The sequence below is a fragment of the Ochrobactrum sp. MYb379 genome, from assembly GCF_037479515.1.
In the GTDB taxonomy this organism is placed as follows: Bacteria; Pseudomonadota; Alphaproteobacteria; order Rhizobiales; family Rhizobiaceae; genus Brucella.
On record NZ_JBBGYW010000001.1, the window covers coordinates 401,388 to 420,501 of the forward strand.

Sequence of the window (19,114 nt, forward strand, 5' to 3'; positions counted from 1 at the left end):
TTCGCGGCCCAAAAACTTGATCATTTGTATTGTTTGTGGCTTTTTGCGCCACTTACAGCACGGCCTTCAATCTTAAGCTTTCATGCTCAGATGAATCGCATTCTCAGGATAATTGTTTAAATGACTGATATAAAAAATAAAAAGAGCAATTATCCCGACCATCGGTTCTCCGTAGCGCCGATGTTGGATTGGTCTGATAGACATTGTAGATATTTTCACAGGCTGTTTTCAAAGCGTGCTCTTCTCTACACCGAGATGGTTGTGGCGGATGCTGCGATCCACGGCCCACGTGAGCGGTTGATGGGGTTTGACGCAGCAGAGCACCCGATTGCGCTTCAGCTTGGCGGCTCCGATCCCGTTAAATTGCAGGAAGCTGCACGGATCGGCGCAGGCTTTGGCTATGATGAAATTAATCTCAATGTTGGTTGCCCGTCTGATCGTGTGCAGTCGGGAACCTTCGGCGCTTGCCTCATGCAGACGCCCGATGTGGTTGCCCGCTGTGTGGCTGCAATGAAAGAGGCTGTTTCTGTGCCAGTCACTGTCAAATGCCGGATTGGCGTTGATGATCAGGACCCGGAAGTGGCACTCGATGCGGTTGCCGATCAGGTTCTTAACGCTGGAGCGGACGCGCTTTGGGTCCATGCCCGCAAAGCATGGTTGAAAGGTCTTTCGCCCAAGGAAAATCGTGATATTCCGCCGCTTGATTATGATCGTGTTTATCGTTTGAAGCAGCGTCTGCCGGAGGCATTTATCGGCATAAATGGTGGCATTGCTACGCTTGAAGAGGCCGTTGCGCATCTTGATCATACAGATGGCGTTATGTTGGGCCGCGTCGCCTATCACAATCCGGCAATTTTAGCCGATGTCGATCATCTGATCTATGGCGAAGACGAAAAGCATGTCGATTTGGCTGAGATTATTGAGGCAATGTGCGAATATGTAGACAGGCATATTGCCGATGGTGGCAAGCTTTCGCATATCAGCCGCCATATGATTGGTTTGTTCACGGGGCAACCCGGCGCACGTCGCTGGCGTCAGATGCTCTCGACGGATGCATCAAAGCCCGATGCGAATAGTGATTTGCTGCGTCAGGCATATGCGTCCGTCATGGAAGCCAGCGCTGAAGCGGCCTGATCAGTCCATCATAATTAACTGATCGCCGCGCACGCTGAAACCGCCCAGTGTTTGCAAGAAGTTCATACCAAGCAAACTGCCGGTCATAAGACCTTCCTGCGTAACCATGGCGCGGATATTGTGCCGTTCTATGTCGCCGATCTGCAAGCTCGCGATGGTGATGCTTGCTGCCGTTGCCCTGCCATTGGCCGTGCTGATTGGGACATTATAGGCCAGCGACGATGTGTCGATGCCCGCACGTTCCGCATCTTCCTTCGAAAGTACGACCGAAGATGCACCCGTATCGACAAGGAAATGCACGCGCGCGCCGTTGACGCGACCGTTAACGTCGAAATGGCCATTTGCAGATTTTGCAAGCGTGACCGTCAGCGAACCATCTGTTGCGCGGCCCGAAATCGGACTGCCGGGAATAAGGCCAGCCGTGATACGGCTTCCTACGTCCTGAAGCTCATAGCGATATTGATAGGCCGCAACGAGCGCTAGTATAATAACTGCCCAGACGGCCATGTTCCGGGCGAAATCGCTAAGCTTGATGCCAGAGCCGAGAATGCCAGCTGCCAGCACGACACCCCATATGCCCATATAGGCTGCCTGACCAAAGGCGTCATTGGCCATTCCAAGCGTTGTGCCGCTGTCATCGTTTGCCATCAGCAGCAAAATAACAACTGCAATGGCTGCAATTACGACCCAGAACAAACGCCCCATCAGTTTTCTCTCTTTTCCAGTCTTTCATGCCGCTGAGCTAAAAGCGCCATGACTGCGCGCCGTTCATCGCTGTCCATCATGGACCAACCGGCAATTTCATCAAGCGTCCGCGCGCAGCCCAGACAAAACCCTGTTTGGCTGTCTATCACGCACACCAGAATGCATGGCGATTCGATTGCTGCCGCGTTCATGAAATCAATGTGGTTGCATCAAAGCGCACTGACAAGGCCAAGCAGGACAGTGAGCGCACAAATCTGTTGTGCCGCTCCCAGCGTATCTCCGGTCTGTCCGCCAATTTTGGCTATGCAGAGCCTTGCAAAACTAAAGACTAAGACAATGCTGAAAAGCAGTGCTTTTACGAAGCCTGCAAATCCCGCCACTGGAATGCTGGTGATCGTCAGAATGCCAAGACCAAGCAAACAGCCGCAGACAAGCGTTTCCCAGCTAGGCTGTCCCAGATTATCGGCAAGCCCACCGGGACGCGCTGATGGAAGACCATACCAGAGAGCGAGCATAGCCGCACGGCTTGCAGATTCCGCACCAATGAGCGCAAGAGCGGCGTAACAAGGGCCAACTCTCTCGATAAGTGTTGCGAGAAGTGCCGCTTTAAGGCCTGTCCAGATGATGAGTATTAGCGCCGCAAAGGTGCCAATACGTGAGTCCTTCATAATTTCGAGACGACGTTGGGGTTTTGAGGCCCCGAAAAAACCGTCTGCGCTGTCGCCAAGGCCATCTTCGTGGAGTGCGCCTGTCATCGCTGCGAGTGCACCAATAGCAATCAGGCTTGAAACAAGTGCGGGCAGGTTCAGATAATCGGATATAAGCAGCGCAATGCCTGCAAGTAACCCAAGCACCGCACCGGCTAACGGAAAAGCGCGCACACTTGTTTTTAGCGAATCGCCCGAGCCCTCAAGCCATGCAGCACGCAACGGCAAACGGCTTAGAAACCCCAGAGAACGGATTGTGTCTCCAATGAAGCTATTTCGCTGCAAGTGCTTGCTCCGCTTTAAGAACGACATGGCATGGGAAGGAATATTTGCAGCCAATAAGCCTTGGCGCAAAGAGGTGATTTGAAAAAATGCGTAAGTGCTTATAGGACGAGCAAAATAGTTTTGCATCCTCCATTGATTGATTGGACCAGACGATATGAGTGCCAGTGGCCTTCCTTTTGACGATTTTCGTGAACTCATCCGCAATCTGCCGGGACCAGATCTTGGTGCGGAAGCGGCTGTGCGTGCGCGGGAAGCGACACTGACAAAGCCAGCAGGCTCACTCGGACAGCTTGAAGAAATCGTCGCATGGCTGGCTGCATGGACTGGAAAATCCATTCCGCAGATCAATCGTCCGCTGGTCGCAGTCTTTGCAGGCAATCATGGTGTGACGGAAAAAAACATCACGCCATTCCCTTCAAGTGTCACGGCGCAGATGGTTGAGAACTTTGCCGCCGGTGGCGCTGCGATTAATCAGCTCTGCATTGCGCATGATCTGGGCCTCAAGGTTTTCGATCTGGCGCTCGAACACCCAACGGGTGACATCACCGAAGAAGCAGCGATGGACGAGCGCACCTGTGCGGCCACCATGGCCTTCGGCATGGAAGGTATTGCCGGCGGTACAGATCTTCTTTGCATCGGCGAAATGGGCATCGGCAACACAACGATTGCCGCAGCCATTGCTATGGGCCTGTTTGGTGGTTCGGCTGAAGACTGGGTTGGACCGGGTACTGGCTCAACGGGAGAATTGTTGCATCGCAAGCTCGCGGCTGTTCGTGCGGCGGTCAACCTGCATCAGGATCACCTCAGAGACCCGTTGGAAGTTTTGCGTCGCCTTGGCGGACGTGAATTGGCTGCAATGGCTGGCGCGATCCTTGCGGCGCGCATGGAAAAAATTCCAGTTATCGTTGATGGCTTCGTCGCAAGTGCTGCCGCCGCTGTGCTTTATGCGGCTAATCCGACATCGCTCGATCATTGCTTGTTCGGTCATGTTTCGGCTGAGCCGGGTCATCGTTTGCTGCTTGAAAAAATGGGCAAGAAGCCACTTCTCGATCTTGGGATGCGTCTTGGAGAGGGAACGGGTGCGGCACTTGCTGCTGGTATCGTCAAGGCGGCTGCGCTTTGCCACAGTGGAATGGCAACATTTGAACAAGCAGGCGTTACAAGTACCGTGAAATAAAAATAAAAAAGCCCGGATATAGCGCATCCCGAAAAGTGTGAAACGGTTTTCGGACAAGATGCGCGCCGAAAAAGTCCGGGCTTTTTTTATGGTAATGCGTATTAATTGTTCTCTTTGTCGAGCACCATGTAGTCGAGCGGTAGCTCGGTTGTGTACTTAATCTGCTCCATAGCAAACGATGAAGACACATCGCGAATTTCGATCTTGCTAATCAGGCGCTTATAGAACGCATCATAAGCACCAATGTCAGGCACCGCCACGCGCAGCAGATAATCGACATCGCCGCTCATGCGGTAAAACTCGATGACCTCTGGAAACTCCTGGACAACTTCTGAAAAACGCTTGAGCCATTCATTGCTGTGCGAACTGGTGCGAACTGAAACAAATACCGTTACCCGCGCATTGATACGCACAGGATCGAGGATAGCGACACGGCGTTTGATAACGCCGTCTTCCTCAAGTTTCTGGATGCGGCGCCAGCAAGGGGTTGTGGATAGGCCAACCTTCTTTGCGACATCGGCTACCGCCAGTGTTGCGTCTTCCTGCAATAAGCGCAGTATTTTTCTGTCTAGCCTGTCCATGCGATTTTTATCCCGATATTAGAAACTGTTTCCCGAACCCAATGGATGCGTGAAACTTAATACCTTATCGTTTGCCTTGGTATGAATTTACAGGAAAAATATTCTGTTGAGAATGGTTGTTCTAAAAATTATTTTCTGGAGCCAATCAGTTTGCGTATTTTTTGCTGCAAAGCAGGCACGACGTCTGCGTCAAACCATGGATTGCGTTTGAGCCAGCCGCTGTTGCGCCACGATGGATGCGGCAAGGGCAAAATGGTTCGACCATCAGCGTTTGGCGTTTCCATAAAACTGCGCCAATTCTCAACCGTTTCGGTCAGGCTCGTCTTGCGCCATTCAGGAAGATGGTAAGCAAGCGAATATTGCCCGACGACCAGAATGAATTCGAGTTGAGGCATGGATGCAAAAACGCGATCATGCCATGTGGGACGGCACTCACGACGTGGTGGAAGGTCGCCACCATGTTTGTCATAGCCGGGAAAGCAAAAGCCCATCGGCACAATCGCAAAAAGTGACGGATCGTAAAACTCTTCGCGGGTTGTGCCGAGCCATTGCCGCAGGCGATCACCGGACGGATCGTTAAAGGGCAGGGAGCTGTTATGCACGCGAATGCCAGGCGCCTGTCCGCAGATCGCGATGCGTGCCGTATTGGAAATAATACAGACCGGATTGGGTTCGTGCGGTAAAGGTGGCAGATATTGGGGCGTGTCACGACAAATGCGGCACGCCTGGATCGAGTGTCTGAGCTCGTCCAGATTTTCCATTCTTCCTGTAATGCTCCAGATCAGATTGCATTTAGCAGTTTAACGACTTGGCCTTTGATATAATGAATCATGTCGCTGATTACATCGGATGATCGTGTTTCATGGCCGGTTGCAGCATCGGCATTTGGTTGCTGATGGTCTTTGCGCCACTGATATGGCACTTCGAAGCTGCCAGCCCATATGCCGCGCTTCTCGCGACGCGCAGTGGCCTCTTCGCTACGATAGTCCCCATAAGCAACTGCCCAGCCTTGTTCCACCATCCATTGGTTGAGATCAGTCTCGCCCAGATAACACCGCCCTAGGTCGCGGCCATATTTGTCGATGCCGGAAATTTCACACCGAATCGACTGACCATTGATTCTGTTGCGCAGTGCATTTCGTGCATCTCTGCCGCAAAGATAGTCACGTCCTGCGATCTGACAGTTTTGCGCTATTTCCGGGGCATCTATTCCAAGCAGGCGGATATGGACCTTGTCGAGAATGACCGTGTCGCCATCAATCACATAGACACTGCCCGTTAGCGATCCTGCCCGCTGGCGGTTATCAGGCAGTGATACAATAATCGCGATGAGTACAAAAAAGATAAAGAAAGTTAAGAGGATACTGCTTAAAGCTCCACGGCTTTTCCGCCTTCGCGACTGATGCCGACGAGTGTAATCGCGTCGTTTATTACTCATTCAGGATGCCCCCAGCACAGGTAAACATCATATCTCAGTATAGAGCTTTTCAAAATCTCTGGTTTTTGAATGAAAAGTCTTCAGCAATTTATTGGGATCAATAACAGGTGGTTTTGTGATGATTCAGCAACAGTCTTTATTATTGCTTTAGGCTAGAAGGAGGGAGGCACATTTTGCCCATTTCCCGCCACAAAGGGGCGTCACCGCTAGGGAAAGGCGAAAGCTATTAACAGAATTGGAACGCTTTGGTTCCCTCAGGACAGGAAAAAATGAAGAAGGACGCATTGTTTCACAACGATCCGTTTTCGGAAGGTGGAAAAGCCGTTCGATCTTTGTTTTTTCGTTCTAATGAAGAACGAGCTTTTTTCCGCCAAAATCGGGTCTCAGTGTTGACGAAAATTCAATGCACTCTGTTACTTATGTCATTAACTTCTAATCAGTGTGAAAGACCAGCGTTGTGATGCGTATCCGCAGTTTTTCATATCCCCTTATCGCTGCAGCACTTGGCTTGGCCATTGTCTGCAACAGCGCTTCGGCTTTTGATTTAAACGATGACTCTGAGAAATCGCGTAGCCCGTTTGAACTCTTCAAGTTTGGTTTTTCTGCCTATAAAAGCGGTCACAAGGACGAGGCGATCAAGGCGCTGCGTTACGCTGCCGATCGTGGTCATCAGGGCGCGAAGTGGAAACTCGCCCGTATGTACGCCGATGGCGACGGCGTGGCAGAGAATGATTACGAAGCCTATCAAATTTTTGAAAAGATCGTTCGTGATGGTGCAGAGCCAGGTTCAGAAAATGAGCCTTATGTTGCCGATGCGCTGGTCGCACTCGCTGGTTATGTGAAGCGTGGCATTCCGGGCTCTCCGGTCAATGCCAATCCTAAGTTCGCTCGTAATCTCTATGTGCAGGCTGCATCGAATTTCGGCGATCCGGCAGCTCAGTTTGAACTCGGCAAAATGTTGCTTGACGGTGAGGGCGGAGAGCCCAATCCAATGCAGGCCGCACGCTGGTTCCAGCTTTCTGCCAAGAAGGGCAATGCAAGCGCGCAAGCCATGCTCGGCAATATGTTGTTTCAGGCTGGCAAGACCGTGCGTGGCTTAGCTATGCTGACCGCAGCTTTTGAGCGTTGTCCAACAGAAGACTGCACCTGGATACGCGATATGCAGGAACAGGCTTTCTCTATTGCTGGTGAAGCGGACCGCCGTAATGCAGTGGCGCTCTCCAGCAATCTGACCACCAAGGGCGATTTTTGATAATTAAAATCCGCCCATGATCGGACGGATATAAATTAGACGGATAGTGTCACCGTTACAGGCACATGGTCTGACGGTTTTTCCCACGCTCTCACGTGTTTTTCGATATCAGTAGAAACGAAATGGTTAGCCGCTTCCGGCGACAGCATCATATGATCGATGCGAATGCCATTGTTTTTCTGCCATGCACCGGCCTGATAATCCCAGAACGTGTAAACGCCTTCATCGTCCGTTGCAGCTCTGACTGCTTCGGTGAAGCCCAGATTTTCCAGGCGACGAAACGCCTGACGTGATTGCGGCTGAAACAGTGCATCCCCCAGCCATTGCTGCGGGTTTTTCGCGTCATAGGGTTCAGGAATGACATTATAGTCGCCTGCAAGCACAAGCGGCTCTTCCAGCTCAAGTCTGCTCTTGGCCCATGCTTCAAGGCGCTGCATCCAAGAAAGCTTATACGGAAACTTTTCCGTATCAATCGGGTTGCCGTTTGGCAGATAGAGCGACACGACACGCAGAACGCCCTTATCGGTCGAGAAAACGGCCTCGATGAAACGAGCCTGTTCGTCGCTATCATCGCCGGGAAGACCACGAATGACTTCATCAGGTGATTTTTTGGAAAGAATCGCAACGCCGTTAAAGCCTTTTTGCCCGTGCGTTTCGACGTGATAGCCGAGCGCTTCGAGTTCCAGCCGTGGGAACATATCGTCCACCGACTTAATTTCCTGAAGGCAAGCGATGTCAGGCGATGATTCCTTCAGCCAATGCTGGAGGTTTTCAATACGCGCTTTGACGCCGTTAATATTCCATGTCGCGATTTTCATGCTGAAATGATTAGGCGGAAGATGGGGCGAGGGCAAGCGCTGCACGCATTCCATCACAGAATTTGCAGCTATTCGCATAAATGCTTGGTCAGCTATTTGTATTGGCGCATTTGCGTTCCTATCTCCATAAAATCGTAGCCAAACAGGAGATTTGTATGTTCGACGCCAAAAAGCTTCTCGATCAGTTTCTGGGATCGCAGATACCGGGTATGTCAGGAAGCGTTCGCGACAAGGCAGGGCAGGCCACCGATCTCGCAAAGAAAAATCCATTGGCTACTGGCGCAATTGCTGCGGCAATCTTTGGCACCAAAACGGGACGCAAACTTGCCGGCAACGTCGCGACCGCAGGCGGTTTAGCTGCAATCGCTGGTCTCGGTTATCTCGCGTATAAGAACTACAAGTCTGGCCAGCAGCCACAAACTGCTCCGCAACCAGCGGCAGCCGAGCCTGAACTGCTCCCTCCGCCACCAGCGGATTCGCCGTTTCATCTGCAATCACCATCAATGAGCAATAGTTTTGCGCTGACACTTATTCAGGCGATGATTGCGGCTGCAAAGGCTGATGGTCACATCGATGCGGCTGAACGCGGACTGATTATGGAGAAAGTGCAAATTTCAGGCCTCGATAACGAGGCAGAAGCGTTCTTTGAGAAAGAACTGGCAGACCCAATTGATATTGATGCGCTGGTCGCAGCTGCACAGACGGAAGAACAGAAGGTCGAACTTTACACGGCTTCGCGCTTAACTATCGATCCGGATAGCCGTGCAGAACGCGGTTATCTCGATATGTTGGCAGGTCGTCTTGGTTTGCCGGATGCGCTGGTCGATCATATTGATGCGACCGTTTCATCCGTGAAAGCCTGATAAAACGAAACCGGCTGTGCCAAAGCACTTCCAGCAAAAGTGGGAACCGGTTTTGCGTTCGGAAGTGCGTGAAGGCAAAAAGATAGAGCGGCTCCAGTGAAACTGGAACCGCTCTATACAGCCGGTTTTTCATATCAAAATTTTGGCCTGATCAAATCGCGAAGCTTGTTCCGCAACCGCATGATGCTGTCGCATTTGGATTGCGTATCTGGAACGACTGCCCCATCAGATCGTCAACGAAGTCAATTTCTGAACCATCCATATAGGGTACTGAGATAGAATCGATTAGCACCTTGGCGCCAAGCTTCTCGATAATAATGTCATCATCGGACTGATCATCGACAAGATCATATTTGTAGGAAAAGCCGGAACAGCCGCCACCTTCGACAGAAACACGCAATGCGGTTTTGCCGGGCTCTGAATTGATAATCTTTGCAATCCGCTTGGCTGCGGATTCAGAAACGCTAATGTCTGTCATCTGCCTTGTTCCGCTTACAATTGCGTATAACGAAGTGGAATTACGAAATTCACAATCAACGCATACTTGCCATCATGTTTAGCTGATAGCTATGAACGCAGTGCGTGGAAGTCAATGTCCACCTGTCATTTACGTAATCATATTACAGTGAGGTACGCATCGCAATGTCCGGTCAGGAAATTGGGTCACTTGAAGGCATCGGCTTCGGTTATCGTGAACGCGCGCCTTATGCTTGCAATCCAACTTTGAGCCGTGGGCGGCTGGTATCTGAGCCTGAAAGCGCCACGCGAACCCCTTTTCAGCGCGACCGCGACAGAATCATTCATTCGACGGCTTTTCGTCGCCTGAAGCATAAGACGCAGGTTTTCATTGCGCATGAAGGCGATCATTACCGCACCCGTCTGACACATACGATTGAAGTGGCGCAGATTGCGCGTGCATTGGCGCGTGCCTTGCGATTGGATGAAGACCTCGCGGAAGCTGTGGCGCTTGTTCATGATTTTGGACATACGCCGTTTGGACATACCGGCGAAGACGCGCTCAACGAACGGATGAAGTCCTATGGCGGGTTTGATCACAATGCGCAGTCTTTGCGTATAGTGACGAAGCTTGAGCATCGTTATGCGGATTTTGACGGTCTGAACTTGTCATGGGAAACGCTTGAAGGACTGGTAAAGCACAATGGTCCGCTGATTGGCCCGTTTGTGTCTCATGCTGACGAGCCAGTTCCACAGCCTATCCTCGACTTTAACGAGCGCTACGATCTCGAATTGTCGCGTTTTGCGAGCCTTGAGGCGCAATGTGCGGCAATCGCTGACGACATTGCTTACAATGCGCATGATATTGACGACGGTCTTCGCTCTGGACTGCTGACGCTTGAAGGGCTCGATGAGGTGCCTCTGACGAAGCGGCTGCTGGATATTGTCAGAACGCGTTATCCGGCGCTTGATGCCGTGCGCACCGGGCATGAGCTTGTTCGTCGTCAGATCACGATCATGGTCGAAGATGTAATTGCTGAATCACAACGTCGTATCGCCAGCGCCAACCCACAAAGCGTTGAAGAGGTGCATGCGCAACCCCGCGCACTCGTAGGCTTCTCAGAAACGATGCGAGATGATGAAAAAGTTTTGAAACGCTTTTTGTTCAAGAACCTCTATTTTCATGACAGTGTCGTGGTCCGCAGGCAGGCTGCGGATAAGATTGTTCAAGACCTATTCGATATTTCATTTGAAAAGCCATCCATTATGCCAGCCGAGTGGCAGGCGGACTGGGAAACACTTGATCAGGCAGGCCGGGCACGTCGCGTTGCCGACTATTTGGCGGGCATGACTGACAATTATGCCGTGCGCGAACACCGACGATTGTTTGACCACACACCCGATTTAGCTTAATCGGGGCGTAACGAAGCGGGTGCTGGTGCTAAAACGCGTTGGTATTGCTGCTATTTTTATGACGAGCCAAGGCCGGAAAACACACTTATAGCCGGACGGAAGCCTGACAGGACGAACCATGAATATCTTTGCAGATTTCGACGCACGTATCAAAAAAACGTTGCAAGAGATTGATCTGAAAACGAAAGATGGCAGCGAGCTTGATCTGTCGCGTATCAGCGTGGAGCCACCGCGCGATGCTTCGCATGGTGATATTGCGACGAATGCTGCCATGGTTCTTTCCAAAGCTGTTGGTCAGAATCCGCGTGAGCTTGCAACGGCAATTGCCGATGCATTGAAGGCTGATGCTGATGTTGCAAGTGTTGACGTTGCAGGTCCGGGCTTCATTAATCTGCGTTTGAAAGATGTTTACTGGCAGCGCGAATTATCCGCGATGCTCAATGAAGCGACTGATTTTGGCCGCTCAAAGCTCGGCGCTGGGAAAAAAGTCAACGTTGAATATGTGTCGGCAAACCCAACCGGGCCAATGCATGTCGGTCATTGCCGTGGTGCGGTTGTCGGTGACGTGCTTGCAAACCTGCTGAAATTCGCTGGCTTTGATGTCGTCAAAGAATATTACGTCAATGATGCAGGCTCACAGATCGACGTGCTAGCCAATTCAGCAATGCTGCGTTATCGCGAAGCGCTAGGCGAAGAGATTGGCGAAATTCCTGCCGGTCTTTATCCTGGCGATTATCTGGTGCCAGTCGGCGAGGCGCTTGCCAAGGAATTTGGCAAAAAGCTTCTGGAAATGCCGGAAGAAGAAGCGCTCGTTCTCGTGAAAGAACGCACCATCAACGCGATGATGGCGATGATTCGGGCTGATCTTGATGCGCTGAATGTTCATCATGACGTGTTTTATTCTGAACGCACATTGCATGCAGATCATGCGCGCGCCATTCGTGCTGCAATCAACGATCTGACGCTCAAGGGCCACGTCTATAAGGGCAAGCTGCCACCGCCAAAGGGCCAGCTGCCAGAGGAGTGGGAAGACCGCGAACAGACCTTGTTCCGCTCGACCGAAGTGGGTGATGATATTGACCGTCCGCTGATGAAGTCAGACGGCGCCTTCACCTATTTTGCGGCTGACGTTGCTTACTTCAAAGACAAATATGACCGTGGTTTCAATGAGATGGTCTATGTGCTCGGCGCAGACCATGGCGGCTACGTAAAGCGTCTTGAAGCTGTCGCTCGCGCTGTTTCTGACGGTAAGGCCAAGTTGACAGTTCTGCTTTGTCAGCTCGTCAAACTGTTCCGCGACGGCGAACCCGTACGCATGTCGAAGCGTTCGGGCGAATTCATCACGCTACGTGAAGTGGTGGATGAGGTGGGTCGCGATCCGGTCCGTTTCATGATGCTTTACCGGAAGAATGATGCGCCACTTGATTTCGATTTTGCGAAAGTAACCGAGCAGTCAAAAGATAATCCGGTATTCTACGTGCAATACGCTTCGGCGCGTTGCCATTCGGTCTTCCGTCAGGCTGTTGATCAGCTTGGTCTTGCCGATCTGGATCGTGTTTCGCTTGGTGCACATCTTCACAAGCTGACCGATGAGAGCGAAATTGCACTTATCCGCAAGCTTGCTGAATATCCACGTTTGATCGACGCTGCGGCCACCCATCAGGAGCCTCATCGCCTCGCTTTTTACCTTTATGACCTTGCCAGCGCGCTGCATTCGCAATGGAATAGGGGTACAGAAAACCCAGACTTACGTTTTATTAAGGTTAACGATCCAGAATTGTCACTAGCAAGGCTAGGGCTGGTGCAGGTCGTTTCCGATGTTCTGACTTCTGGTTTGACGATTATCGGTGCGGATGCTCCAACGGAAATGCGCTAAGACGAACTGATCACTCGCAAGTTCAACAACAGTGTTGAGTGGGTGGTGGTAAGTCAAAAAGATGGAAGATCGACGGCGGGTTAAGTCGTCGGCCTTCCATAAGGCGCAGGTAACTTCCGTCAACTTTTGCCCACATTGCCTCGCTAAAATGTGATGTATCGAGACGTCTTGCGACGTCCAGGGTTTGAGTTAGGAACACACCATGACGGACAGCAGTGCTAATCCCCGTAATTACGGCGAGCGTCCGCTGCACGAAGACGATCCGCTGATGGAACTATCAAGGATCATGGACTTCGGCGCGTCTGCTGATACCAATGCCGCCCAAAATGATTTCCGGGGCGACTACAGGCCTGAGCCAAATTTTGATTCTGGTGACAGCGAGATTGCGTTCGATCTTGAGCGTGAGTTGCTGGGTGATTTTGGCAATGAACCAGAGCCGCAGCAATATACGGTGCCGTTTTCATCCCATTCTTATCAGGATGAAGCGCCCGCTCTGCATGAGGACCATCTGGCATCTGCTCTTGAAGAAGAGTTTGATCTGCAGATGGATGCACATGAACCAGCAGTTCAGTCCGCTGCTCCAGCGCAGTCTTTTGATTTTGTAGAAGCTGATCGCGCAGAACCTGTGCCGCAGTTCGACTACAATGATTATTCCGAAGCGCGTACAGCTTACGAAGACGTTCAACTGGATGCATATGCTGCAACCGCTGCCAACGCCCCTTCAGAGCAGGGCTACTCAAACTACAGCTCACCTGAATTTCAGGAGCGGGAATCGCAATTTGCTGATCCCTACGCGGGCGAGCCTGCCGGATATTCAACAAGCAGCCAGAACATCGGTAATGAATGGGAAATCCCATCCGCTACACCGTTTGAAGCCTCCCAGCCTGTAGAGCCTGCACATCAGGCGCTATCGCTTGAAGACGAGCTGGAAAGCTTATTGTTTGGTGATGAGCCTCAGGCTTCGTCTGCGCCAGAATCAGTTTATCAGCCGGCCTATCAAGATGAGCAGCAGCAGTTTGAAAACTATGCGCCTCGTTTTGAGAGCAATGTTGCTGAAGAGCCAGCCTATGCTGAGCCAGCATTTGATGATTTCTCGCTAGAAGATCCGCAGGCCTATACTTCTGTTGAACCAGCGACGAGTTACGCACCAGAAACCTATGCGCCTCGAACAACGTCTACCGCAGAAACTCCAGCTTATCCGCATTACACCCTGAGCAACTTCGCTGCCGGTGCTGCGACTGCTGGTGTGCTTACTTCTGAACCAGTGCAGCACGCGGCGCCTGCTTTCGAATCAGAGCAGCCCGAACTCGAAGACGATTTTTCGTTTGGTGACGATTTCTCACTCTCAGATGAGCCGGACTTTGCACGCGCTGTATCAGAATCAACCGATGATGATCAGTCAGGTCTGGAAGAAATTTCGTTCAGTGAAGACGACTTCGGTTTTGAGCCTTCGGGCGATGCCGCTACTGCTGCACCTGCTGATGCTTCGGCTGTCTTCACCGAAGAAGATTTCTTCACCGATGAAGATTTTGATTTGTCGCCCGATGCAGAAGAAGAGCCGGTCAGCCAGCCCGCTTATGCGCATGCAACTTATAGCGACGAAGATCGCCACCCTTCGGCACCATCATTTGCAAACTATGCAGACCAGCGTTCAGTGTTCGTCGCACCAGCGCCTGAAATCGAAACACTAAGCGTCTCTGAAGGCAAGGTTGATCAAACTCATTCGCTTGATCTGCCAGAAGTGAGCTATGGCGATGAAGATAACGGCACATCGCTAAACGATTTGGAAGCTGAGTTCGCTGAAGTGTTCAGCACCATCGATGTGGATGAATCAGCGGCGAAGGTCGAAGTCCAGAGCGAAGCCGACAAGGCTTTTGAGGACATCTTCCGCGAAAGCGCTTCGTCTTACATGCCAAGCGGTGGTGTTGCGGCTGGTGCAGCCCTTGGTCTTGGCGCTGCTGCGGCCACCGTTGCCTATGGACGCGCCAATCCAACCATCCCGTCGGCAACGCCACAAAATGCTGCTGCCAACAGCGACGACTTCTACAATCATTGGGCTGCGCAAGGTGCGCAGACCATGGAAAGTGGCGAATTTGGTACGCGTGCCGGTATGCAGCCAGAAGATGATCTTGGTGTTGCTGCGGAAGCCTATCGCAATCGTCCGGTTCGTGGACGCCGTGGTCTGATCCTCGCAAGCGTCGCGGGTCTGGCTGTTCTCATCGGCGGAATTGGCTATCACTTCCTTGGTGGCAGCGGCTCCGGCGAGCCTGTAGTGATTCGCGCGGATAACCAGCCGATCAAGATGCAGCCGGAAAATCCGGGCGGTGCGACTGTTCCTAATCAGGATAAGGCCGTTTACGACCGCGTTGCAGGTACATTGCCGAATAATCCTGAACAGAAGTCGCTTATTTCTGCGGGTGAAGAGCCTGTCGATCTTGGCGCTCAGGATAACGATGTTGGTGTGGATGATGGCCCAGAGCCAACCACTGCCGCTGCGCAGAATTCTGGACAGGATGCGCCATTGATCCAACCACGTGAAGTGGAAACAATGATCGTGCGTCCTGATGGCTCGATCGTTCAGGCACAACAGCCTGCGCAAACGGCACCACAGCCGACTGTTCCAGTTGCTGCGACGAATAATGATGCGCCGATTGCGCCACCAGCTGAAACCGATGAAATCGGAGCGCTTGCTGCTGCGGGAGAACTTCAGGCCCCAGTTGCCAATACGCCGACTGCACAGCCGGCAACACAGGCTCCAGCAGCACCTGTTCGTGCACCTGTGATTCCTTCACGCCCTGCTGAACAGCCAACCACGATTGTTGGTAACGTGCCGCAGCGCACACAGACGCCAGCACAGGCAGCCCCTGTGGCTGCTCCACAGGTCGCATCTGCGGCTGGTGGTGGTTACTTCATCCAGATCGCTTCGCAGCCATCTGCTGAACTGGCACAGAAGTCATATGCCAATATGGCGCAGCGTTATGGCAGCGTGATCGGTGGTCGTGCAGTTGACATCAAGCGCGCCGATATTCCGAACAAGGGCACTTATTACCGTGTTCGTGTTCAGGCCGGTTCGAAAGAAGAAGCGAATGCGCTTTGCGGTCGCTTTAAGACGGCGGGCGGCAGCTGCTTCGTAACGCAGTAAGCAATCGGATAAATGAATTTGAAGAGGGCGGCTTTGGCCGCCCTTTTTCGTGAGACTACCAAGCTAAATGTTTTTCGGTTAAGTCATAATCACTGATTTTGAGTGCAAATGAATCGAAGGAATATCGCATGAGCGAATGCAAGGCGTGGATTGCAGGTGTAGCCGGTACAGAGCTGACGCCAGATGAGATAGCCTTCTTCCGTGATGAAAAGCCTTGGGGCTTTATTCTCTTCGCACGCAATGTCGAAAGCCTTGAACAGGTTGCCGATTTGACCGCACAATTGCGCGACGTGACAGATCGCCCGCAGATGCCGGTGTTTATCGATCAGGAAGGTGGGCGCGTGCAGCGCCTTCGTCCGCCACTGGTTCCAAATTATCCCGCAGCTGCGGAAATTGGCGCGATCTATAACCGCGATCATGAAGCAGGTCTGCGCGCTGCATGGCTCCATGCGCGGTTGCACGCATTCGACCTGCTTAAAGTTGGGGTGAATGCAGATTGTCTGCCTGTGCTCGATGTGCCGATTGAGGGCGCGCATGATGTGATTGGTGCACGTGCTTATTCTAAAAATCCGCATGAAGTGGCGCTGATGGGACGTGCTGCCGCCGAGGGCTTGCTTGCGGGTGGTGTCTTGCCAGTTATCAAGCATATGCCGGGGCACGGTCGTGCATTCAGCGATACGCATAAGGAACTGGCACGGGTTGATGTGCCTTTGTCTGAGCTGGTCACGCATGATTTCGTGCCATTCAAAGCGCTCAATGATCTGCCAATGGCCATGACTGCGCATGTGATCTTTGATAGCGTTGATCCGAAAAACCCGTCAACGCTTTCGCCAACGGTAATCAACACTGTCATTCGTGATGTCATCCAGTTTGATGGTTTGATCATCAGCGACGATATTTCGATGAAGGCGCTTTCCGGCGATCTTGGTGATATTGCGGAAGGCATCACCAATGCGGGTTGCGATATTGTTCTTTATTGCGCGGGCGTGATGGAAGAACTCAAAAAGGTCGCCCCCCGCGTTCCAATTTTGGAGGGCAAATCGCTCAAACGTGCAGAGCTGGCTGAAGTCTATGCTGGTGAACCTGATTTGTCAGATGAGGCGGAACTACGCGAAGAGTTTGGACAACTGTTTCAGGCAATAGCTTAACAGGCAATTCTTAGGATAAGATGTCCTGAAAAGGTCAGTGGCGTTTATGCACTGGCCATCAGGACGACAGGATAAGCGGGTGGCCGGATCAGAAACCAACACAAGCAGCAAAGACGGTGCAAATGTGCCGATGAATGCTCTGTGGCAAAATGAATCTGACATCGACAATGATGAACCCTCACTGTTAGTCGATGTGCAGGGCTTTGAAGGTCCGCTGGATTTGCTGCTGCATCTTGCGCGAACGCAGCGTGTTGATCTCTCCCGCATTTCTGTTTTGGCGCTTGCGGAACAATATCTGGGCTTTGTAGAGCAGGCGCAAGCTCTCAAGCTTGAATTGGCCGCCGATTATCTCGTTATGGCGGCGTGGCTTGCTTATTTGAAGTCCAAGCTTCTGATCCCCAAGCAGAAAGGCGATGACGAAGCCACAGGTGAAGAACTGATCGCCACGCTGCAATTCCGCCTTAAGCGCCTCGAAGCCATGCGCGACGCTGCGGCGAATCTCGTTAACCGTAAACGTCTGGGACGAGACGTTTTTGCACGTGGAATGCCGGAACTGGTTGTCGTTGATCGCTCAAGCCAGTTTTCTGCTACGCTTTATGAGTTACTGACTGCTTACACATCGCAGCGACAGCGCCAGAGCGTCACACATGTTCAGATCGAAAAACGTGCCGTTTGGTCTTTGAAAGAAGCACGCAGCGCGCTTGTACGGCTAATGGGAATAAGTGAGGACTGGATCGCGCTCGACCGCTTCCTGATAAATTATGCGCTGACGCCGCAAGAACGCGCATCGGCTTTGGCAAGCTCGTTTGCTGCAAGTCTTGAGCTTGTGCGCGAAGGCAAGCTGGAAGTGCGTCAGAATGCGCCCTTTGAACCAATCTATATGCGCGCTCATGCTCGATTGAACGAACTGGATGAGGACGCAGATGTCTGAGACAGAAATCGCAATGGATGACTTTGATAACGATGCTGAAAATCCAGAATCATCAATGACACTTGCTGAGTTTAGCCGGATTGCCGAGGCGATTATTTTTGCCTCTGCAGAACCAGTCACAGAGCGGGCACTGTCCGAACGTCTGCCGGGCAATGTTGATTTACCCGCTGTGCTCAATCATTTGCAAAAAATCTATGAGGGCAGGGGCGTCAATCTGCTTCGGGTTGGCACAGCATGGGCTTTTCGTACCGCACCTGATCTCGGATTTCTTTTAAGCCGTGAAACAGTTCAGCAACGCAAACTATCGCGTGCTGCGATGGAAGTGCTGGCGATCATTGCCTATCATCAGCCTGTGACGCGCGCAGAGCTGGAAGATATTCGCGGCGTTGAAACATCAAAGGGTACGCTTGATGTGCTGATGGAAGCGGGCTGGATCAAGCTGCGCGGTCGCCGCCGCACGCCGGGTCGTCCGGTGACTTATGGCACGACCGACGCTTTTCTCGACCAGTTTGGTTTGCCAGAGATTCGCGATCTTCCGGGATTGGAAGAATTGCGCGGGGCAGGGCTTTTGTCTGCGCGCATTCCGTCTGGTTTTTCGGTGCCGGTACCAAATGTTGATCCCGACGAATTGACTGATGACGAAGAGCCACTGGAAGATATTGATCTTGAAGGATTGGGGCTGCTCGCGCCGCGCGGTGATTGATTTAAAACAAGATACGACAAATAAAATTGGTGTATCTTCATTCACGGTCACACTTCTGTTTGAAAGATTTGTTGAAAACGCTTAAATCGTAATCAGCAATACAGGAATAAGCCGTGGTTCACGGCATTGAGAGGAATAAAATGGGTAGCTTTTCTATCTGGCACTGGCTGATCGTTCTCGCAGTTGTGCTGCTTCTGTTCGGTCGTGGCAAAATTCCAGAACTGATGGGCGATGTTGCCAAGGGTATCAAGAACTTCAAGCAGGGCATGTCTGAAGAAGATGCTGCGAAGGAAGATGCTAAGGCTGACGCACGAACAATTGATGCGCGTGCTGACGATACCGTCAAGGATGTCAAGAAGACGACAAAGTCCTGATGTGATCTGGTTCGGGCTGCGTGCAATGCGGTACGCAGCATGAATAACAATTCAAGCGGATTGCAATAACCTCTATGGAGGTAAAATTGTGATCTGAGTTGCGGTTTTCCG

General features: G+C 51.9%; 19 protein-coding genes. 11 read left to right on the forward strand and 8 right to left on the reverse strand.

The genetic code is table 11. The annotated features are described in order from the left end of the window. Nucleotides 1-120: 120 nt before the first annotated feature. Nucleotides 121-1,134 (forward strand): tRNA dihydrouridine(20/20a) synthase DusA, encoded by a 1,014-nt coding sequence (gene dusA, locus WH356_RS02040; RefSeq protein WP_339508458.1) that lies wholly within the window; start codon nt 121-123, stop codon nt 1,132-1,134. Here dusA and WH356_RS02045 read toward each other — a convergent pair whose 3' ends face one another. From WH356_RS02045 to WH356_RS02055, 3 genes are read right to left on the reverse strand one after another with little or no spacing between them, the layout of a single operon-like run. Continuing rightward, the gene (locus WH356_RS02045; RefSeq protein WP_339508460.1) at nt 1,135-1,839 is read right to left on the reverse strand and encodes a TIGR02281 family clan AA aspartic protease; all 705 of its coding nucleotides are present in this window, start codon (nt 1,837-1,839) and stop codon (nt 1,135-1,137) included. Then, on the reverse strand, nt 1,839-2,030 hold the full coding sequence (locus WH356_RS02050) for a DUF1289 domain-containing protein (protein ID WP_339508461.1): 192 nt from the start codon (nt 2,028-2,030) through the stop codon (nt 1,839-1,841). Before WH356_RS02050 ends, WH356_RS02045 begins: the two co-directional genes overlap by 1 nt. 18 nt (nt 2,031-2,048) lie before the next feature. Next, on the reverse strand, nt 2,049-2,831 hold the full coding sequence (locus WH356_RS02055) for an adenosylcobinamide-GDP ribazoletransferase (RefSeq protein ID WP_339508463.1): 783 nt from the start codon (nt 2,829-2,831) through the stop codon (nt 2,049-2,051). Between the two features lie 154 nt (nt 2,832-2,985). Here WH356_RS02055 and cobT point away from each other — a divergent pair, with 154 nt between their 5' ends. Continuing rightward, nucleotides 2,986-4,008, forward strand: a complete 1,023-nt coding sequence (gene cobT, locus WH356_RS02060; RefSeq protein WP_339508464.1) for a nicotinate-nucleotide--dimethylbenzimidazole phosphoribosyltransferase — start codon at nt 2,986-2,988, stop codon at nt 4,006-4,008. A gap of 101 nt (nt 4,009-4,109) precedes the next feature. On the opposite strand, the gene WH356_RS02065 is transcribed toward cobT, so the two are convergent. From WH356_RS02065 to WH356_RS02075, 3 genes are all read right to left on the reverse strand, one after another. Beyond that, nucleotides 4,110-4,589, reverse strand: coding sequence for an Lrp/AsnC family transcriptional regulator (locus WH356_RS02065; protein ID WP_339508465.1), 480 nt, complete (start codon nt 4,587-4,589; stop codon nt 4,110-4,112). A gap of 128 nt (nt 4,590-4,717) precedes the next feature. After that, entirely contained in the window at nt 4,718-5,350 is a 633-nt protein-coding gene (locus tag WH356_RS02070) for a uracil-DNA glycosylase family protein (RefSeq protein ID WP_339508466.1), read from the reverse strand. A 20-nt stretch (nt 5,351-5,370) separates the two neighbouring features. Further along, nucleotides 5,371-6,027, reverse strand: a complete 657-nt coding sequence (locus WH356_RS02075) for a thermonuclease family protein (RefSeq protein ID WP_339508467.1) — start codon at nt 6,025-6,027, stop codon at nt 5,371-5,373. Nucleotides 6,028-6,487: 460 nt separating this feature from the next. On the opposite strand from WH356_RS02075, the gene WH356_RS02080 reads away from it, so the two are divergent. Then, nucleotides 6,488-7,279 (forward strand): tetratricopeptide repeat protein, encoded by a 792-nt coding sequence (locus WH356_RS02080; RefSeq protein WP_250039714.1) that lies wholly within the window; start codon nt 6,488-6,490, stop codon nt 7,277-7,279. Between the two features lie 35 nt (nt 7,280-7,314). On the opposite strand, the gene xth is transcribed toward WH356_RS02080, so the two are convergent. Beyond that, nucleotides 7,315-8,097: an exodeoxyribonuclease III gene (xth, locus tag WH356_RS02085; protein WP_339508468.1), complete on the reverse strand. Its 783-nt coding sequence runs from the start codon at nt 8,095-8,097 to the stop codon at nt 7,315-7,317. A gap of 155 nt (nt 8,098-8,252) precedes the next feature. On the opposite strand from xth, the gene WH356_RS02090 reads away from it, so the two are divergent. Beyond that, the gene (locus WH356_RS02090) at nt 8,253-8,960 is read left to right on the forward strand and encodes a tellurite resistance TerB family protein (RefSeq protein ID WP_339508469.1); all 708 of its coding nucleotides are present in this window, start codon (nt 8,253-8,255) and stop codon (nt 8,958-8,960) included. A 151-nt stretch (nt 8,961-9,111) separates the two neighbouring features. On the opposite strand, the gene erpA is transcribed toward WH356_RS02090, so the two are convergent. Then, on the reverse strand, nt 9,112-9,438 hold the full coding sequence (gene erpA, locus WH356_RS02095; RefSeq protein ID WP_339508470.1) for an iron-sulfur cluster insertion protein ErpA: 327 nt from the start codon (nt 9,436-9,438) through the stop codon (nt 9,112-9,114). A 164-nt stretch (nt 9,439-9,602) separates the two neighbouring features. Between erpA and WH356_RS02100 the strand changes: the two genes are divergently transcribed. From WH356_RS02100 to WH356_RS02130, 7 genes are all read left to right on the forward strand, one after another. Continuing rightward, complete coding sequence (locus WH356_RS02100; RefSeq protein WP_339508471.1) at nt 9,603-10,829, forward strand: deoxyguanosinetriphosphate triphosphohydrolase; 1,227 nt, start codon at nt 9,603-9,605, stop codon at nt 10,827-10,829. A 118-nt stretch (nt 10,830-10,947) separates the two neighbouring features. Further along, on the forward strand, nt 10,948-12,705 hold the full coding sequence (argS, locus tag WH356_RS02105) for an arginine--tRNA ligase (RefSeq protein ID WP_339508472.1): 1,758 nt from the start codon (nt 10,948-10,950) through the stop codon (nt 12,703-12,705). 202 nt (nt 12,706-12,907) lie between these two features. Next, the gene (locus tag WH356_RS02110; RefSeq protein ID WP_339508473.1) at nt 12,908-15,847 is read left to right on the forward strand and encodes an SPOR domain-containing protein; all 2,940 of its coding nucleotides are present in this window, start codon (nt 12,908-12,910) and stop codon (nt 15,845-15,847) included. Between the two features lie 128 nt (nt 15,848-15,975). Further along, nucleotides 15,976-16,995 carry a beta-N-acetylhexosaminidase gene (nagZ, locus tag WH356_RS02115; RefSeq protein ID WP_339508474.1) on the forward strand — a complete coding sequence of 340 codons (1,020 nt, stop codon included), beginning with the start codon at nt 15,976-15,978 and terminating at the stop codon, nt 16,993-16,995. Nucleotides 16,996-17,074: 79 nt separating this feature from the next. Next, nucleotides 17,075-17,926, forward strand: a complete 852-nt coding sequence (locus tag WH356_RS02120) for a segregation and condensation protein A (RefSeq protein ID WP_339508475.1) — start codon at nt 17,075-17,077, stop codon at nt 17,924-17,926. Then, nucleotides 17,919-18,629, forward strand: a complete 711-nt coding sequence (gene scpB, locus WH356_RS02125) for an SMC-Scp complex subunit ScpB (RefSeq protein ID WP_339508476.1) — start codon at nt 17,919-17,921, stop codon at nt 18,627-18,629. The genes WH356_RS02120 and scpB overlap by 8 nt, the downstream gene beginning before the upstream one ends. A 140-nt stretch (nt 18,630-18,769) precedes the next feature. Continuing rightward, the gene (locus WH356_RS02130) at nt 18,770-19,003 is read left to right on the forward strand and encodes a twin-arginine translocase TatA/TatE family subunit (RefSeq protein WP_250039724.1); all 234 of its coding nucleotides are present in this window, start codon (nt 18,770-18,772) and stop codon (nt 19,001-19,003) included. The last annotated feature ends 111 nt before the right edge of the window (nt 19,004-19,114 follow it).

Bases quoted from the DNA above. Each gene is read 5' to 3' on its own strand.
- WH356_RS02130 (WP_250039724.1), top strand. From the start codon at position 18,770: ATGGGTAGCTTTTCTATCTGGCACTGGCTGATCGTTCTCGCAGTTGTG.
- WH356_RS02075 (WP_339508467.1), bottom strand. From the start codon at position 6,027: ATGAGTAATAAACGACGCGATTACACTCGTCGGCATCAGTCGCGAAGG.
- WH356_RS02100 (WP_339508471.1), top strand. From the start codon at position 9,603: ATGTCCGGTCAGGAAATTGGGTCACTTGAAGGCATCGGCTTCGGTTAT.
- WH356_RS02090 (WP_339508469.1), top strand. From the start codon at position 8,253: ATGTTCGACGCCAAAAAGCTTCTCGATCAGTTTCTGGGATCGCAGATA.
- argS (WP_339508472.1), top strand. From the start codon at position 10,948: ATGAATATCTTTGCAGATTTCGACGCACGTATCAAAAAAACGTTGCAA.
- WH356_RS02080 (WP_250039714.1), top strand. From the start codon at position 6,488: ATGCGTATCCGCAGTTTTTCATATCCCCTTATCGCTGCAGCACTTGGC.
- xth (WP_339508468.1), bottom strand. From the start codon at position 8,097: ATGAAAATCGCGACATGGAATATTAACGGCGTCAAAGCGCGTATTGAA.
- scpB (WP_339508476.1), top strand. From the start codon at position 17,919: ATGTCTGAGACAGAAATCGCAATGGATGACTTTGATAACGATGCTGAA.
- WH356_RS02065 (WP_339508465.1), bottom strand. From the start codon at position 4,589: ATGGACAGGCTAGACAGAAAAATACTGCGCTTATTGCAGGAAGACGCA.
- dusA (WP_339508458.1), top strand. From the start codon at position 121: ATGACTGATATAAAAAATAAAAAGAGCAATTATCCCGACCATCGGTTC.
- nagZ (WP_339508474.1), top strand. From the start codon at position 15,976: ATGAGCGAATGCAAGGCGTGGATTGCAGGTGTAGCCGGTACAGAGCTG.
- erpA (WP_339508470.1), bottom strand. From the start codon at position 9,438: ATGACAGACATTAGCGTTTCTGAATCCGCAGCCAAGCGGATTGCAAAG.
- cobT (WP_339508464.1), top strand. From the start codon at position 2,986: ATGAGTGCCAGTGGCCTTCCTTTTGACGATTTTCGTGAACTCATCCGC.
- WH356_RS02070 (WP_339508466.1), bottom strand. From the start codon at position 5,350: ATGGAAAATCTGGACGAGCTCAGACACTCGATCCAGGCGTGCCGCATT.
- WH356_RS02050 (WP_339508461.1), bottom strand. From the start codon at position 2,030: ATGAACGCGGCAGCAATCGAATCGCCATGCATTCTGGTGTGCGTGATA.
- WH356_RS02110 (WP_339508473.1), top strand. From the start codon at position 12,908: ATGACGGACAGCAGTGCTAATCCCCGTAATTACGGCGAGCGTCCGCTG.
- WH356_RS02045 (WP_339508460.1), bottom strand. From the start codon at position 1,839: ATGGGGCGTTTGTTCTGGGTCGTAATTGCAGCCATTGCAGTTGTTATT.